The 14,283-nt window shown below is 60.0% G+C and carries 17 protein-coding genes; 1 reads left to right on the top strand and 16 read right to left on the bottom strand.

Annotated features, from left to right (window positions below; genetic code table 11):
- Window positions 1–187 precede the first annotated feature (187 nt).
- The 15 genes from FQ192_RS19400 to FQ192_RS19330 all read right to left on the bottom strand — a co-directional run bounded on the left by FQ192_RS19400 (window position 188) and on the right by FQ192_RS19330 (window position 12,560).
- On the bottom strand, window positions 188–1,156 hold the full coding sequence (locus tag FQ192_RS19400) for a GTP 3',8-cyclase MoaA (protein WP_149660001.1): 969 nt from the start codon (window positions 1,154–1,156) through the stop codon (window positions 188–190).
- Window positions 1,157–1,296: 140 nt separating this feature from the next.
- Complete coding sequence (locus FQ192_RS19395; protein WP_133838378.1) at window positions 1,297–1,935, bottom strand: TetR/AcrR family transcriptional regulator; 639 nt, start codon at window positions 1,933–1,935, stop codon at window positions 1,297–1,299.
- A gap of 394 nt (window positions 1,936–2,329) precedes the next feature.
- Window positions 2,330–3,121 (bottom strand): TatD family hydrolase, encoded by a 792-nt coding sequence (locus tag FQ192_RS19390; RefSeq protein WP_149660000.1) that lies wholly within the window; start codon window positions 3,119–3,121, stop codon window positions 2,330–2,332.
- A 15-nt stretch (window positions 3,122–3,136) separates the two neighbouring features.
- Entirely contained in the window at window positions 3,137–3,493 is a 357-nt protein-coding gene (locus FQ192_RS19385; RefSeq protein ID WP_133838380.1) for a PilZ domain-containing protein, read from the bottom strand.
- A gap of 32 nt (window positions 3,494–3,525) precedes the next feature.
- Window positions 3,526–4,512: a DNA polymerase III subunit delta' gene (locus FQ192_RS19380; protein ID WP_149659999.1), complete on the bottom strand. Its 987-nt coding sequence runs from the start codon at window positions 4,510–4,512 to the stop codon at window positions 3,526–3,528.
- Window positions 4,505–5,137 carry a dTMP kinase gene (gene tmk / locus FQ192_RS19375; protein WP_149659998.1) on the bottom strand — a complete coding sequence of 211 codons (633 nt, stop codon included), beginning with the start codon at window positions 5,135–5,137 and terminating at the stop codon, window positions 4,505–4,507. Before tmk ends, FQ192_RS19380 begins: the two co-directional genes overlap by 8 nt.
- Window positions 5,138–5,156: 19 nt before the next feature.
- Window positions 5,157–6,398, bottom strand: a complete 1,242-nt coding sequence (mltG, locus tag FQ192_RS19370; RefSeq protein ID WP_149659997.1) for an endolytic transglycosylase MltG — start codon at window positions 6,396–6,398, stop codon at window positions 5,157–5,159.
- Between the two features lie 3 nt (window positions 6,399–6,401).
- Window positions 6,402–7,217, bottom strand: a complete 816-nt coding sequence (pabC, locus tag FQ192_RS19365) for an aminodeoxychorismate lyase (RefSeq protein WP_149659996.1) — start codon at window positions 7,215–7,217, stop codon at window positions 6,402–6,404.
- Window positions 7,217–8,461 carry a beta-ketoacyl-ACP synthase II gene (fabF, locus tag FQ192_RS19360; protein WP_149659995.1) on the bottom strand — a complete coding sequence of 415 codons (1,245 nt, stop codon included), beginning with the start codon at window positions 8,459–8,461 and terminating at the stop codon, window positions 7,217–7,219. Before fabF ends, pabC begins: the two co-directional genes overlap by 1 nt.
- A gap of 108 nt (window positions 8,462–8,569) precedes the next feature.
- A complete protein-coding gene (gene acpP / locus FQ192_RS19355) occupies window positions 8,570–8,806 on the bottom strand; it encodes an acyl carrier protein (protein ID WP_003442511.1) in 237 nt (78 codons plus the stop codon).
- 191 nt (window positions 8,807–8,997) lie between these two features.
- Window positions 8,998–9,741 carry a 3-oxoacyl-ACP reductase FabG gene (gene fabG / locus FQ192_RS19350; RefSeq protein WP_149659994.1) on the bottom strand — a complete coding sequence of 248 codons (744 nt, stop codon included), beginning with the start codon at window positions 9,739–9,741 and terminating at the stop codon, window positions 8,998–9,000.
- A 16-nt stretch (window positions 9,742–9,757) separates the two neighbouring features.
- Window positions 9,758–10,696 carry an ACP S-malonyltransferase gene (gene fabD / locus FQ192_RS19345; RefSeq protein ID WP_149659993.1) on the bottom strand — a complete coding sequence of 313 codons (939 nt, stop codon included), beginning with the start codon at window positions 10,694–10,696 and terminating at the stop codon, window positions 9,758–9,760.
- A gap of 125 nt (window positions 10,697–10,821) precedes the next feature.
- Window positions 10,822–11,832 (bottom strand): phosphate acyltransferase PlsX, encoded by a 1,011-nt coding sequence (gene plsX / locus FQ192_RS19340; RefSeq protein WP_149659992.1) that lies wholly within the window; start codon window positions 11,830–11,832, stop codon window positions 10,822–10,824.
- A 4-nt stretch (window positions 11,833–11,836) separates the two neighbouring features.
- Window positions 11,837–12,019, bottom strand: coding sequence for a 50S ribosomal protein L32 (rpmF, locus tag FQ192_RS19335; RefSeq protein WP_008152339.1), 183 nt, complete (start codon window positions 12,017–12,019; stop codon window positions 11,837–11,839).
- Between the two features lie 13 nt (window positions 12,020–12,032).
- A complete protein-coding gene (locus FQ192_RS19330; RefSeq protein WP_004371317.1) occupies window positions 12,033–12,560 on the bottom strand; it encodes a YceD family protein in 528 nt (175 codons plus the stop codon).
- A 105-nt stretch (window positions 12,561–12,665) separates the two neighbouring features.
- Here FQ192_RS19330 and FQ192_RS19325 point away from each other — a divergent pair, with 105 nt between their 5' ends.
- Entirely contained in the window at window positions 12,666–13,244 is a 579-nt protein-coding gene (locus FQ192_RS19325) for a nucleoside triphosphate pyrophosphatase (protein WP_149659991.1), read from the top strand.
- A gap of 48 nt (window positions 13,245–13,292) precedes the next feature.
- Here the strand turns inward: FQ192_RS19325 and sppA are convergent, their stop codons facing one another.
- The gene (gene sppA, locus FQ192_RS19320) at window positions 13,293–14,282 is read right to left on the bottom strand and encodes a signal peptide peptidase SppA (protein WP_149659990.1); all 990 of its coding nucleotides are present in this window, start codon (window positions 14,280–14,282) and stop codon (window positions 13,293–13,295) included.
- Between the last annotated feature and the right edge of the window lies 1 nt (window position 14,283).

Below are 14,283 nucleotides of genomic sequence, written 5' to 3'. Positions count from 1 at the left end.
CCAGTCCTTGGGTCTATCGATAATTCGAGTTTGGAAACACAGACTGTGGCGAGGGGGCTTGCCCCCATTCGGCTGCGCAGCCGTCGTGAAATCGGAGAATGCCGTTTTTACTGGCACAACGCAGGGGAATGTTTTGGGGCCGCTTCGCGACCCAACGGGGGCAAGGCCCCTCGCCACAAAGGCCCTGTCAGCCGCCGATAATCTTCATGATGGTCGCACCACCGGAGAACGCCACTTCCTGCTTGTCCCCCAGGGCTTTCACCAACAGCCGCTGCAACGCCGGCAACGCCTGATGACGCGGCTTATCCAGCAAGTCGCCGACATAGTGGCGATTGCTCGACGACAGGCAACCATGCAGCCAACCGGTCGACGACAGCCGCAGCCGCGAACACGTCCGGCAGAACGGCACGCTTTCGTTGGCGATCACGCCAAAGTAGCCCTGCCCCGGAATTTCGTAGCGCACCGCCGTGGCATCCACCGGCGCGTCGGCTTGCAGGTATTCATGACGCTCGCCGATCAGGCTCAGCAACTGCTGAAGGCTGACGAACTGCTGCAAAAAGGCATTGTTGTCGCTGGCCAGGTGGCCCATGCGCATCAGCTCGATAAAACGCAGCTCATAGCCACGCTCCAGACAGTAATCGAGCAGCGGCATCACCTGGTCGAGGTTCTGCCCGCGTAACGGCACCATGTTGACCTTGATCTTCATCCCGGCCGCCGAGGCCTGGTCCATACCATCGAGCACAGTCGCCAGGTCGCCACCACGGGCAATGCTGCGAAACGCACTGGCGTCGAGGGTATCGAGGGAAACGTTGATGCGCCGGATGCCGGCATCCACCAGCAGCGGCAGTTTTTTCGCCAGCAGCTGACCATTGGTGGTCAGGCTGATGTCTTCAAGCCCCATCTGGCCGACGGCGCTCATGAAGGCTTCGAGTTTGGGACTGACCAGCGGCTCGCCACCGGTAATACGCAACCGCTCGATGCCGGCGGCCTCGATCAGATACGCCACACCGCGCGCCATGGCCTCGGCCGACAATTCATCCTGCGCAGCCACCAGCCGCTTGCCGTTAGGCACGCAGTAGGTACACGCGTAATTGCAGGCGGAGGTCAGGCTGATCCGCAAATTGCGAAAACGCCTGCCTTGACGGTCAACGATCATGGATCACTCCGGCGGAAGAAGTTTCGGGACCGCTAAAACTTGACTCACAAATCAAGTTTTAGCAAGTCCCAAGCCTGAGTATATTCCTGCGGTACGGCGCCATGTAGCGAAATAATGGCGCCATCAGGCAGCTGAATGGCTCAGCTGCTTGGGGTGTCGGTGTCGCGCTTGCGTTTGTTGCCCATGCGCACGCCGATGTCCATCAGGAACTGGAAGAAGCCTTCCTGATCTTCCAGCACATTGCTCCAGAACGGCGAGTGATACAGCGCCACAGCGCCATGCACCAGCGCCCAGGACGCGCAGTAGTGGAAGTACGGCGGCACGTCTTCGAGCTTGCCTTCGCTGATCCGACCCTTGATCAGCAGGGTCAGGCGTTCGAAGTTCGAGGCACGGATCTTGTGCAGCTCCTCGACCATCTCCGGCACCTGGTTGCCCTTGACCACCTTTTCTTCCAGGCGATCGAACAAGCGATAGCGCTGCGGGTCGCGCATGCGGAATTCGAAGTAGGCCCGGGACAGGGCTTCCTTGTCCTTGTCGACATCGGCCGAATGCAACAGCTCATTCAAATCGCGCTCGTAATCGAGCATCAGGCGCAGATAGATCTCGGCCTTGGATTTGAAGTGCTTGTAGATCGTGCCTTTGCCGATACCGACGGCATCAGCAATCATCTCGACGGTGACACTGTCTTCACCCAGTTCGAGGAACAGCTTGAGCGCGGTATCGAGAATTTCTTGCTCGCGGCGACGAAACTCACGGACCTTACGAGGTTCTTTATGCATAAGAAAAGGTCTGTAGGGGTCAAAATTCGAAGCCGCGTATTATGCCTAACTTGCGCCAAAATGCACGGATCATCCGACCATATCTGCGTTTCTTGATCATTTCATGCACGGTCCCCGGTTGATGAGAACTCTTCCGAAGCGCCCGTATTCCAAAATTGTTTAAAAACCGGGGCCGCTAAACTGGACTCGGCGCAATACTGATCAATACTTGAACTGTCGGCGGGGCATCTCCCCCAAGTGCCGCGTCGATATAGGTACCAACGGACCGCGTGCCTTTGTTTTACTCCTAATGGTCTTAACCCGGATTCACCCCCCAGAACCCGGGTTTTTTTTGCCTGCGATTCAGTGGGCATCGCCGCGCAGGAGCTGCCGAAGGCTGCGATCGTTACCGGCGTTACGCCGATGCCCTGACGTGCGCCAACGGAAACAACCGCTTGAAATTCTCGGTCGTCTGCTCGGCAAACCGCTCGTAGGATTCCCCGCGCAACATCGCCAGAAACTCTGCCACTTCCCGCACATATTGCGGCAGGTTCGGTTTGCCGCGATAAGGGATCGGTGCCAGGTACGGCGAGTCGGTTTCCACCAGCAAACGGTCGGCCGGCACTTTGCTCGCGACATCGCGTAACGCATCGGCATTGCGGAACGTGACAATCCCGGACAGGGAAATGTAATAACCCATGTCCAGCGCAGCCTTCGCCATGTCCCAGTCTTCGGTGAAGCAATGCAGCACGCCGGCCTGGGGCAACGCGGCTTCGCGCAACAGCGCCAGCGTATCAGCGCGGGCACCACGGGTATGGATGATCACCGGTTTGCCGGTTTGTTGGGCGGCTTGCAGGTGCAGGCGAAAGGATGCCTGCTGCAACTCGGCGGCTTCCGGCTCGTAGTGGTAATCCAGGCCGGTTTCACCAATCGCCACCACTCTTGGGTGATTCAGCTCCTGCAACAGCCAATCCAGCGCGGGCGCGGCACCGGGTTGAACATCCAGCGGATGCACGCCGACCGAACAATCGACGTCGTCATAACGCTCGGCCAGGGCTTTGACATCGGCGGCGTTATCGACGCTGACGCCGATGCACAGAAAGTGCCCTACCCCGCGCTGCCGGGCCGCATCGAGTGCGGCATCCAGGGAGCCGTCATGGGCGGCGAGGTCGAGGCGATCAAGGTGACAATGGGAATCTACGAGCATAAAAAGGGCTGCAACTTACATCGTATGAGTGGGACGGTCGGATTTCAGGGCTCCGGCCAGATGGGTTTCGATTCGACTGCGGGCGGTGTTGTCACCGTCGTTGAACTGCACGCCCACCCCGGCGGCCCGGTTGCCCTGAGCGCCTTTGGGGGTGATCCAGCTGACTTTGCCGGCGACCGGAATCTTCTCCGCTTCGTCCATCAGGTTCAGTAACATGAACACCTCATCGCCCAACTTGTAGCTTTTGTTGGTCGGGATGAACAGGCCACCGTTCTTGATAAACGGCATGTAGGCCGCGTACAGCACGGACTTGTCCTTGATGGTCAGGGACAAAATGCCGTTACGCGGTCCGGTATTGACGGGTTCATTCATGCTGACCTCCACGGCTGATGCTCAGAGTCTAGTCACTTCTGGCCCGGCAAAGACACCCATTGCACCAGCAGCGCCTCAAGCAACAGCGCTGGATTGAGGTTGGCCTTGCTCATCACCTTCTGACGCTGGGCGAGGATCCAGTCCTGAATAGCGAGGACCTTGCCCTGCCCGGACTTCTGCGCCAGGTATTGAATGACCTTGCGCATGTCCATCAGGCCCAAGCCTTGTTCATCCTGGGTCAGTTGATAGCGCAGGATCAGGCTCGACCAATCGCAGAACCAGTCAAACAGCAGTAACTGGGGAATGCTTTTCCATTCTTCGGCCAACTGGGTCGGTGATTTCTGTTGCTTGAGCAACTGCTTCACGCCTTCGACCACCAGCAAGCGCTGTTCGCGAACGCCTTGAGTCTGCAACTTGACCGCGGCCAATGGCGAACCGGCGGCCAGGGTCAGCAATTCGATGCGTTCATCCTGCGTGCAATCCGGCAACGCCGTCGCCAGCCACGCCAGGCTCATGGCCTCGCTGGGCAGCGGGCAGGCCTGCTGCTGGCAGCGGCTCTTGATCGTCGGCAGCAGACGGCTGGTCTGGTGACTGACCAGCAGCAATACGGTATCGCCGGACGGTTCTTCGAGGCTTTTGAGCAAGGCGTTGGCGGCGTTGACGTTCATCGACTCGACCGGCTCGATCAGCACCACTTTGCGCCCGCCCATCTGCGCGGTCTGGACCACGAAACTGACGAGGTCACGCACCTGATCGACCTTGATCGCCTTGTCCGCTTCTTCGGGCTCGAGGATGTAGTTGTCGGGGTGGCTACCGGCCTTGAGCAGCAGACAGGATTTGCACTCGCCGCAGGCATCCTGGGCAGTCGGACGCTGACACAACAAATGCGCCATCAACCGTTCGGCCAACGCACGCTTGCCGATCCCGGCCGGGCCATGCAGCAAATAGGCGTGGGCGTGCTGTTTACGCCCCGCCAGTTGCTGCCAGAGCTCGTCCTGCCACGGATAGGCCTCAGCCACGGGTCAGCTCCAGCAAACGCGGGAGCAACCCATCCAGCGACTGCTGGACTTGCGGCAGCGGCTGGGCGGCGTCCACCAACACGTAACGGGCAGGATCGGCTTCAGCGCGCTTGAGAAAGGCGCTGCGCACGGCATCGAAAAAGGCACGGCCTTCGAGTTCGAAGCGATCCAGCCGACCGCGCGCACTGGCGCGGGCCAGGCCGACTTCCACCGGCAGATCGAAAATCAGCGTCAGGTCCGGACGCAAGTCGCCCTGGACGAAGGCTTCCAGCGTGGCGATGCGTTCCAGCGACAAACCGCGACCGCCGCCCTGATAGGCGTAGGTCGAATCGGTAAAGCGGTCGCACAAGACCACCGCGCCCCGGGCCAGTGCCGGGCGAATCACCTCGGCCAGGTGCTGGGCACGGGCGGCGAACACCAGCAACAGCTCGGTGTCGGGGTTCATGACTTCATCCACCGGGGCCAGCAGCACTTCGCGAATGCGCTCGGCCAGTGGCGTGCCGCCCGGTTCGCGGGTCAGCAGCACTTCGATACCGGCGGCGCGCAGGCGCTCGGCCAGATATTCGCGGTTGGTGCTCTTGCCGGCGCCTTCCGGGCCTTCCAGAGTAATAAACAAGCCAGTCACAGGCAGTCCTTAATCAGAGTCATTGCGGGCTTTGCGGCGCGGCTGCATCCGGTGCGGGCGCGGGTGCAGGTTCTTGCGCGGGCGTCGGTGGTACAGATTCTGGCGCGAGCGTGGATTCCGGTGCCGGGGCCGGCTCTTGGGCCGGGACCTGTGGCACCGCTTCCGGCGCGGTATCCGGGGAAGCGGCGGGAATCGGCGTCTCGGCCTCCGGCGTCACGGGCGCATTCGCCGGGGCCGGGCTGGAGCGGTAATCGGCACGACGCTTGAGCTGAAATTCACGCACTGCCGAGTTGTGGGCATCCAGGTCATCGGAGAACACATGGCTGCCATCGCCGCGAGCGACAAAATACAAACTGTTGCCGGCCACCGGGTTCAGCGCCGCATGAATCGCTTCGCGGCCGACCATGGCAATCGGGGTCGGTGGCAGGCCGGAGATCATGTAGGTGTTGTACGGCGTCGCTTCCTTGAGGTGGGCGCGGGTCAGCTTGCCGGTGTAGCGATCGCCGAGACCGTAGATCACGGTCGGATCAGTCTGCAACAACATGCCGATCGCCATCCGCCGCACGAACACGCCAGCAATCTGCCCGCGCTCCTGAGGCACGCCGGTTTCCTTCTCCACCAGCGAGGCCATGATCAGCGCCTGATAGGGTTCGGTGTACGGCACATCAGCGGCGCGCTTGTCCCATTCCTTGGCGAGCACTTCGTCGAGGCGCTCGTAGGCTTTTTTCAGCAGCTCGGCGTCGGTCATGCCACGCACGAAACTGTAAGTGTCGGGAAAGAAGCGACCCTCAGGGAAAATCCCGCTATGGCCGATCTTGTCCATCACTTGCGTGTCGCTCAGGCCGTTCAGGGTTTGCTTGAGTTTGTCATCCTTGGCCAGAGCCGCACGGACCTGATGGAAATTCCAGCCTTCGACCAGGGTCACGCTGTACTGCACCACTTCGCCGCGTTTCCACAAATCGATCAGACCGTCGACGGTCATCCCGGGCAGCATACGGTATTCGCCACTGTGGATCGGCGTGGCGGCGAGGTTAAAGCGCCAATAGACGCGCAACCAGAAGGCGTCCTTGATGACGCCATCGGCTTCGAGTCGATAGAAAGTGCGGGTGGGAGTCGTGCCCTTGGGCACTTCCAGCAGTTCTTCCTGGGTGATGTTCAGCGGCTGTTCCAGCGCCGAATGGATTTTCCAGGCCGAAGCGGCCATTAGCAGCCCCGCCAGAACCAGTCCGGTTTCCAGCAGCAGCAAAAATTTACGTCTCACGTATCAAGCATCCAGTAGCGCGCGGGCAATGGTTTGGAGTTTACGGGTGAGCGGGCCAACCGACCAGCTCAGTGCTGCATAGGCGCGCACCGGCCAAACGCCATACACGCTGTTGCAGACGAAGACTTCATCGGCCCATTGCAACTGATCGAGGCTGATGTCGGTGATTTGCGTGGGGATCCCCAATGACTCAGCCTGAAACAATAATTCGGCGCGCATCACACCGGCTACGCCGCAGCGTTTGAGATCGGCGGTGATCAGCACACCGTCGCGCACCAGGAACAGATTGCTGAAGACGCCTTCAATCACTCGACCGACCCGATCAAGCATCAGGCCTTCAGCGTGGTCGGTGTCTTGCCATTCGGAACGGGCGATCACCTGCTCCAGGCGATTCAGATGCTTGAGCCCGGCGAGCAACGGCTGGTTGGACAGGCGCGTGGCGCAAGGGAACAAGCGGACACCCTGCTCGCCATGGACGACAGGATAAGCTGCGGGAGGATTGCCTTGCAGAATGCGTCGGGCCTGGGCCGAAGGATCGGGCGCGTAACCGCGCAAACCGTCGCCACGGGTGAGGATGAGCTTGAGCACGCCCTCGCCCATTGCGGCGGCGTAGGCCAGCAGCTCGCTGCGGATCAAGGCATGATCGGCAGTAATCGCCAGGCGTGAACAACCCTGCGCCAGCCGCGACAGATGCCGCTCCAGCAACAACGGTTGCCCGCCTCGCACAGCGATGGTCTCGAACAGACCATCACCGTAAGCCAGGCCGCGATCCTTCAGCGACAACGTGTCAGCCGGCTGACCGTCGACCCAGCTGTCCATCAGTCAGCGAACCGGCGGAACACCAGCGAGCCGTTGGTCCCGCCAAACCCGAAGGAGTTGGACAGCACCACATCGATATCCATGTTGCGCGCGGTGTGCGGCACGAAGTCGAGATCGCAGCCTTCATCCGGCTCATCGAGGTTGATGGTCGGCGGTGCCACCTGGCTGTTGATCGCCAGTACACTGAAGATCGCCTCGACCGCGCCCGCCGCACCCAACAGGTGACCGGTCATGGACTTGGTCGAACTGACCGCCAGTTTGTAGGCGTGATCGCCGAACACCGACTTGATCGCACAGGCTTCAGCGAGGTCGCCGGCCGAAGTCGAGGTGCCATGGGCGTTGATGTACTGGACCTGGTCGCCATTGATCTTGGCGTCGCGCAGGGCATTGGTGATGCAACGTGCAGCACCGGCGCCGTCGGCGGGAGGCGACGTCATGTGGTAGGCATCGCCACTGGTGCCGAAGCCGATCAGCTCGGCGTAGATGGTCGCGCCACGGGCCTTGGCGTGTTCCAGCTCCTCCAGCACCAGTGCACCGGCGCCGTCGGACAGGACGAAGCCATCACGGCCCTTGTCCCATGGACGGCTGGCGCGGGCTGGCTCATCGTTGCGGGTCGACAGTGCGCGGGAGGCACCGAAGCCACCCATGCCCAGACCACAAGCGGCCATCTCGGCGCCGCCGGCAATCATCACGTCGGCTTCGTCGTACATGATGTTGCGTGCCGCCATGCCGATGCAGTGCGTACCGGTGGTACACGCGGTGGCGATGGCGTAGTTGGGTCCCTGTGCACCGAGGTGGATGGACAGGAAACCGGAAATCATATTGATGATCGAGCCAGGCACGAAGAACGGTGAAATTCGACGAGGGCCGGAATCATGCAGCGTGCGGCTGGTTTCTTCGATATTGGTCAGTCCGCCAATACCCGAACCCATGGCCACGCCGATGCGTTCACGGTTGGCGTCGGTGACTTCCAGACCCGAGTTACGCACAGCCTGAAACCCTGCGGCCAGACCATACTGGATGAACAGATCGAGCTTGCGAGCTTCCTTGACCGACAGGTATTCCTCGACATTGAAGCCCTTGACCGAGCCGCCAAAGCGGGTGGAATAGGCAGAAAGGTCGGTGTGTTCGATCAGACCAATGCCACTGCGGCCAGCCAGAATGCCCTGCCAACTGCTCGGCACATCCGTGCCCAGTGGCGACAACATACCCATACCGGTGACTACGACGCGTCTACGCGACACAGCACTCTCCTTTTTCAAATGGCGACTTTGCATCAGGCCTAAAGAAAAAACCGCACGCCGTGATGGCAGTGCGGTTTTTCCATGACAGCAAGCAGCGATTACAAGCTATTAAGCCTGATGGTTAGTAACGTAATCGATTGCAGCTTGTACAGTAGTGATCTTCTCAGCTTCTTCGTCAGGGATTTCGGTCTCGAATTCCTCTTCCAGAGCCATCACCAGCTCAACGGTGTCAAGGGAGTCGGCACCCAGGTCTTCAACGAAGGAAGCAGTGTTGACCACTTCTTCTTCTTTAACGCCCAGTTGCTCAGCAACGATTTTCTTGACGCGCTCTTCGATGGTGCTCATACCTTGTTTTCACTCCTAATGGACAAATTCAGGCAGCTGGCCAGTGGGTAAGTGTATAGAAAGACTTTTCAGTTTTTCAACTGAAAGCTTCACTCCTCAAACCCGACGACCCTCTGCCTATAAATAGATTGCAGCTTTATAACGGATTTTAGACAGCTCGTATGACATTTTTTTGAAGCAATCCGTCACATTTAACTCATGTACATCCCGCCGTTCACCGGGATTGTAGCCCCAGTAACGTAAGCCGCACCGTCGGATGCAAGAAAAGCGACCACAGACGCGATCTCTTGAGCTTGCCCCAGACGGCCCAGCGGAATCTGCGTCTGCAAGGCTTCACGCTGCGCCTCGGGCAGTTCGCGGGTCATATCGGTGTCGATGAACCCAGGGGCCACCGAGTTTACCGTAATCGAACGCGAACCGACTTCACGCGCCAGTGCACGGCTGAAACCTTCCAGACCGGCCTTGGCGGCTGCGTAGTTTACTTGGCCTGCGTTGCCCATGGCACCCACAACAGAGCCAATACTGATAATTCGTCCCCAACGGGCCTTGGTCATGCCGCGCAAAACACCCTTGGACAGGCGGAACAGACTGTTCAAGTTGGTATCGATGACGTCGCTCCATTCGTCGTCTTTCATGCGCATCATCAGATTATCGCGGGTGATGCCGGCATTGTTGACCAAAATTGCCGGGGCGCCAAACTGCGCAGTGATGCTTGCCAGCACCGCAGCAACCGATTCATCACTGGTGACGTTCAGTTCCAGGCCAGTGCCTTCAATAGCGTTTTCTTTCAGGGTTGCCGCGATGCGCTCGGCACCCGAGGCGGAGGTCGCGGTGCCAATGACGATGGCGCCCTGACGACCCAGTTCCAGGGCGATGGCCTGGCCGATACCGCGGCTCGCACCGGTGACCAGTGCAACTTTACCTTGCAGACTCATGCAAGTTTCTCCTGATTCAGGCCAGCGCCGCGCGAGCGGCAGCGAAAGCGTCTGGGGTATTGAGGTTGGATGTCGCCACGCCTTCGGCGCAGCGTTTGTTCAGACCGGCAAGCACCTTGCCCGGGCCGCACTCGACCAGTTGGGTCGCGCCCTTGGCCGCCAGTGCCTGGACCGATTCGACCCAGCGCACAGGCTTGTAGAGCTGCTCAAGCAGATCGCGCTTGAGGGTCTCCAGATCAGCCGGCACATTGGCGCTGACGTTCTGCACCACTGGGATCTGCGGAGCCTGCCAGTCAATGGCAGCGATGGACTCGGCAAAGCGCTCGGCCGCCGGACGCATCAGTTCGCAGTGGGACGGCACGCTGACCGGCAACGGCATGGCGCGCTTGGCACCGCGGGCCTTGCAGCCTTCGATGGCACGTTCGACCGCCGCCTTGGCACCGGCGATCACCACTTGGCCAGGGGAGTTGAAGTTGACCGCACTGACCACTTCGCCTTGCGCCGCTTCGGCACAAGCCGCCAGCACATCGGCATCTTCCAGACCGAGGATAGCGGCCATGCCGCCCTGCCCGGCCGGAACGGCTTCCTGCATCAGCTTGCCACGGGTTTCGACCAGTTTCACCGCGTCGGCCAGGCTCAGGCTGCCCGCCGCCACCAGGGCGCTGTACTCGCCCAGGCTGTGACCGGCCACATAAGCCGGACGCGCGCCGCCTTGCGCCAGCCACAGACGCCACAAGGCGATCGAGGCGGTCAGAATGGCCGGCTGGGTTTTATCGGTTTGATTGAGTTGCTCTTCCGGCCCTTGCTGGGTCAGTGCCCACAGGTCGTAACCCAGAGCATCGGAAGCTTCTTTGAATGTTTCGAGGACCACTGGATGTTGCGCGCCCAACTCGGCCAGCATGCCGAGGGACTGCGAACCCTGTCCTGGAAAGACGAATGCGAGGGAAGCAGACATGTAACAAGCCCCTAATGATCTTGTCGTCGGAGAATTGACGTCCCGCTAGAGGGACACAAGAAACTGACAGTTGGATGGCCAATTGAACTGAGCGGTCACATTTAAGCATTGTCCGACGAAAACGCCTAAGGCAACAAATCCTCCAGACGACCGTGAAGCCGCTCAGGAAGATTTTCCTGGATCTCGATCAGGGCACGCTGGATCGCACTCTGGAAACCCTGCACACCGGCCGAACCGTGGCTTTTCACCACAATCCCCTGCAAGCCGAGAAAGCTCGCGCCGTTGTGCCGCGCCGGGGCCAGGTCCGCTTGCAAGCGCTTCATCAGCGGCAGCGCCAAGGCCCCCACCATGCGTGAGGCGACGCTTTTCTTGAACAAGGCTTCGATGCGCCCGGCGATCATGGTCGCCAGGCCTTCACTGGACTTGAGCAGGATATTGCCGACAAAACCGTCACACACCACCACATCCGCCTCGCCCCGGTACAAACCGTCACCTTCGACAAAACCGATGTAGTTGATGCCCCGGGCGTTCTGCAACAAGGTCGCCGCCAGCTTGACCTGCTGGTTGCCCTTGATGTCTTCGGTACCGATGTTCAGCAGCGCTACTCGCGGGCGAACCACGCCGAGGGTTTCCGCCGCCACCGAGCCCATGATCGCGAACTGCAACAAGTGCTCGGCACTGCAATCGACGTTGGCTCCGAGGTCGAGCAACTGGCAATAGCCCTTCTGGGTCGGAATGGCCGCGATCATCGCCGGACGATCAATGCCCGGCAACGTCTTGAGTACAAACCGCGACAACGCCATCAGCGCCCCGGTGTTGCCGGCGCTGACACAGGCCTGGACCTTGCCATCGCGCAACAACTCAAGGGCCACGCGCATTGACGAATCAGGCTTGCCGCGCAGGGCCTGGGCAGGCTTTTCGTCCATGCTGATGACTTCGGACGCCGGCGTAATCGACAGGCGCGCGCGATCCACAGCCGAATGGCCGGAGAGCAGCTCTTCCAAAAGGGTAGGTTGACCGACGAGGGTTAGGTGCAGCGAGGGTGTAGCAGACAGGCAAGCAAGGCTGGCCTGAACAATGCTGCGGGGACCGAAGTCCCCGCCCATTGCGTCAATCGCGATGACTTGAGCAGACAAGTGATTACTCGTCAGCGCCCTTGTCGATCACTTTACGGCCACGGTATACGCCTTCTGGCGATACGTGGTGACGCAGGTGAATTTCACCGGTGGTTTTTTCTACAGACAGAGTGCTCGCCGTCAGGGCGTCGTGCGAACGACGCATGTCACGGGCAGAGCGGGATTTTTTGTTCTGCTGAACAGCCATAATTGATTAACTCCTAAACGTTTGGGTCACGCTTTAACTGCGCCAATACACTGAACGGGTTGGACCGCGTTACCTCGTCCTCGCTCGGTTCGGGCTCATCGAGACCCGCCGGCTGCTGGCATTCTTCCGGATGATGAGCAGGCACAATGGGCAAGGCGAGCAAAAGCTCCTCCTCGATCAGTGACTGCAGATCCAATGGATCTTCGCCCAGTTCCAGCACGTCATAACCTTTCGGCAACGACTGGGTATTCGCACCCTCTTTCACCACAGCATAACTGCATTCGCTGTGGATCGGCAGGGTGACCAGCTCAAGACAACGCTGGCAAACCATTTTGACTTCGGTGTCGATAAAACTGTGGATTACCACAGACTTACGTTCATCTCGTTCAAAAACGAATTTAGCCTGCACCGTACCGACAGTGTCGGAAAGCGGGTCGCAGAGTCTCTCCAAATCGGCCAGCAGCAGTTCACCTTGAAGGGTGGTGCCACGATCAGCCAATTTGCGCGGGTCAACGTGAGGTGGAATCGGGTCATTCAACATAGGCGCAGCATTATAGGGATGCACCCAGCCATGTCAAAGGAAATTCAGCCCTGTCCGTCACTTGGAAGCCTCGCTAGAATTCGCCCCTGCCTTTTGGAGATGCCCATGCTGCCTTTATTACTCGCTTCAAGCTCGGTCTATCGCCGGGAATTGCTGGCCCGATTGCAGCTTGAGTTTACCTGCCGCTCGCCGGATATCGATGAAAGCCATCGCCCGGACGAGTCCGCGATTAATCTGGTCAAGCGCCTAGCCGAAGAGAAAGCCCGGGCACTGGCCGACAGCCACCCCGCGCATCTGATCATCGGTTCCGATCAGGTCGCGGTGCTCGGCGAGCGCATTATCGGCAAACCCCACACATTCGAAAAGGCCCGGGAACAATTGCTCGCTTCCAGCGGCGCCAGCGTGACCTTTCTGACCGGCCTGGCCGTGCTTAATAGCCAGACCGGTCACTGTCAGGTCGATTGCGTGCCCTTCACCGTGCACATGCGCACACTCGACCCGGCGCGCATTGAACGCTACCTGCACGCAGAGCAGCCCTACGACTGCGCTGGCAGCTTCAAGGCCGAAGGTTTGGGGGTGAGCCTGTTTCAACGCACCGAAGGCCCTGACGCCACCAGCCTGATCGGCCTGCCGCTGATTCGCTTGATTGATATGTTGCTGGCCGAGGGCGTGCAAATCCCCTGAGCACAAAAAACCGGCCACGAAGGCCGGTTTTTTTATGCCGCAGCAGATTCAGCGCAACGACGGACCATGAAACCCCATCCACATCGCCAATTGCTCGGCCACGCTGGCGCCGAGCTTCTTCGAGAAGCGATCAAACGTCGATTCCTGAATGGTGAAGTCCACCAACTCTTTCTCGCCAATCACATCCCGGGCGACCGAGCTGGCATTGCCCAGGCCATCGATCAAGCCCAGCGGCAGCGCTTGCTCACCGGACCAGACCAGCCCGGAGAACAACTCCGGATGCTCTTTATCCTTGAGCCGATCGCCACGCCCTTTCTTCACGCTGTTGATGAACTGCTGGTGCGTAGTATCGAGCACGCCCTGCCAGAACTGAGTTTCCTCAGGCTTCTGTGGCTGGAACGGATCGAGGAACGACTTGTGTTCACCCGAGGTGTAGGTGCGACGTTCGACGCCGAGCTTCTCCATCGTCCCGACAAAGCCGTAGCCGGCCGCCGTCACACCGATGGAACCCACCAGGCTCGCCTTGTCGGCGTAGATCTGATCGGCCGCGCTGGCGATGTAATAAGCGCCGGAAGCGCCCAGGTCCGAAATCACGGCGTACACCCTGGTATCCGGATGCAAACCGCGCAGACGCTTGATTTCGTCGTACACGTAACCCGACTGCACCGGACTGCCGCCCGGGCTGTTGATGCGCAGGATCACGCCCTTGACCTTGGTGTCTTCAAAGGCTGCACGCAGACTGCCGACGATGTTGTCGGCGCTGGCAGACTCCTTGTCGGCGATCACGCCATTGACGTCGATCAACGCGGTGTAGTTGGAACCGCGGGTCGCGCTTTTTTCCATGTCCATTAACGGCGTGAACAGCAGCAGCGCCGCAAACAGGTACACGAAGGTCAGCAGCTTGAAGAAAATCCCCCAGCGGCGCGAGCGGCGCTGTTCCTGCACGCTTGCCAGCAAGGTCTTTTCCAGCAGCTTCCAGCTCTTCTCGTCACCGCCATCCGCGCTTGCCTTGGCAGGCGCTTTCCATTCGTCGGTCATG

It is taken from the genome of Pseudomonas sp. ANT_J12 (genome assembly GCF_008370045.1).
Taxonomy (GTDB): domain Bacteria; phylum Pseudomonadota; class Gammaproteobacteria; order Pseudomonadales; family Pseudomonadaceae; genus Aquipseudomonas.
Note: the sequence above shows the minus strand (reverse complement) of the source record. Positions and strands in the feature narration are given on the sequence as shown.

Coding starts and splice junctions, on each gene's coding strand:
- fabD (WP_149659993.1), bottom strand. CDS start 10,696: ATGTCTGCTTCCCTCGCATTCGTCTTTCCAGGACAGGGTTCGCAGTCC.
- pabC (WP_149659996.1), bottom strand. CDS start 7,217: ATGGACAGCTGGGTCGACGGTCAGCCGGCTGACACGTTGTCGCTGAAG.
- fabG (WP_149659994.1), bottom strand. CDS start 9,741: ATGAGTCTGCAAGGTAAAGTTGCACTGGTCACCGGTGCGAGCCGCGGT.
- FQ192_RS19400 (WP_149660001.1), bottom strand. CDS start 1,156: ATGATCGTTGACCGTCAAGGCAGGCGTTTTCGCAATTTGCGGATCAGC.
- FQ192_RS19395 (WP_133838378.1), bottom strand. CDS start 1,935: ATGCATAAAGAACCTCGTAAGGTCCGTGAGTTTCGTCGCCGCGAGCAA.
- FQ192_RS19330 (WP_004371317.1), bottom strand. CDS start 12,560: ATGTTGAATGACCCGATTCCACCTCACGTTGACCCGCGCAAATTGGCT.
- FQ192_RS19385 (WP_133838380.1), bottom strand. CDS start 3,493: ATGAATGAACCCGTCAATACCGGACCGCGTAACGGCATTTTGTCCCTG.
- rpmF (WP_008152339.1), bottom strand. CDS start 12,019: ATGGCTGTTCAGCAGAACAAAAAATCCCGCTCTGCCCGTGACATGCGT.
- sppA (WP_149659990.1), bottom strand. CDS start 14,282: ATGACCGACGAATGGAAAGCGCCTGCCAAGGCAAGCGCGGATGGCGGT.
- acpP (WP_003442511.1), bottom strand. CDS start 8,806: ATGAGCACCATCGAAGAGCGCGTCAAGAAAATCGTTGCTGAGCAACTG.
- FQ192_RS19390 (WP_149660000.1), bottom strand. CDS start 3,121: ATGCTCGTAGATTCCCATTGTCACCTTGATCGCCTCGACCTCGCCGCC.
- FQ192_RS19325 (WP_149659991.1), top strand. CDS start 12,666: ATGCTGCCTTTATTACTCGCTTCAAGCTCGGTCTATCGCCGGGAATTG.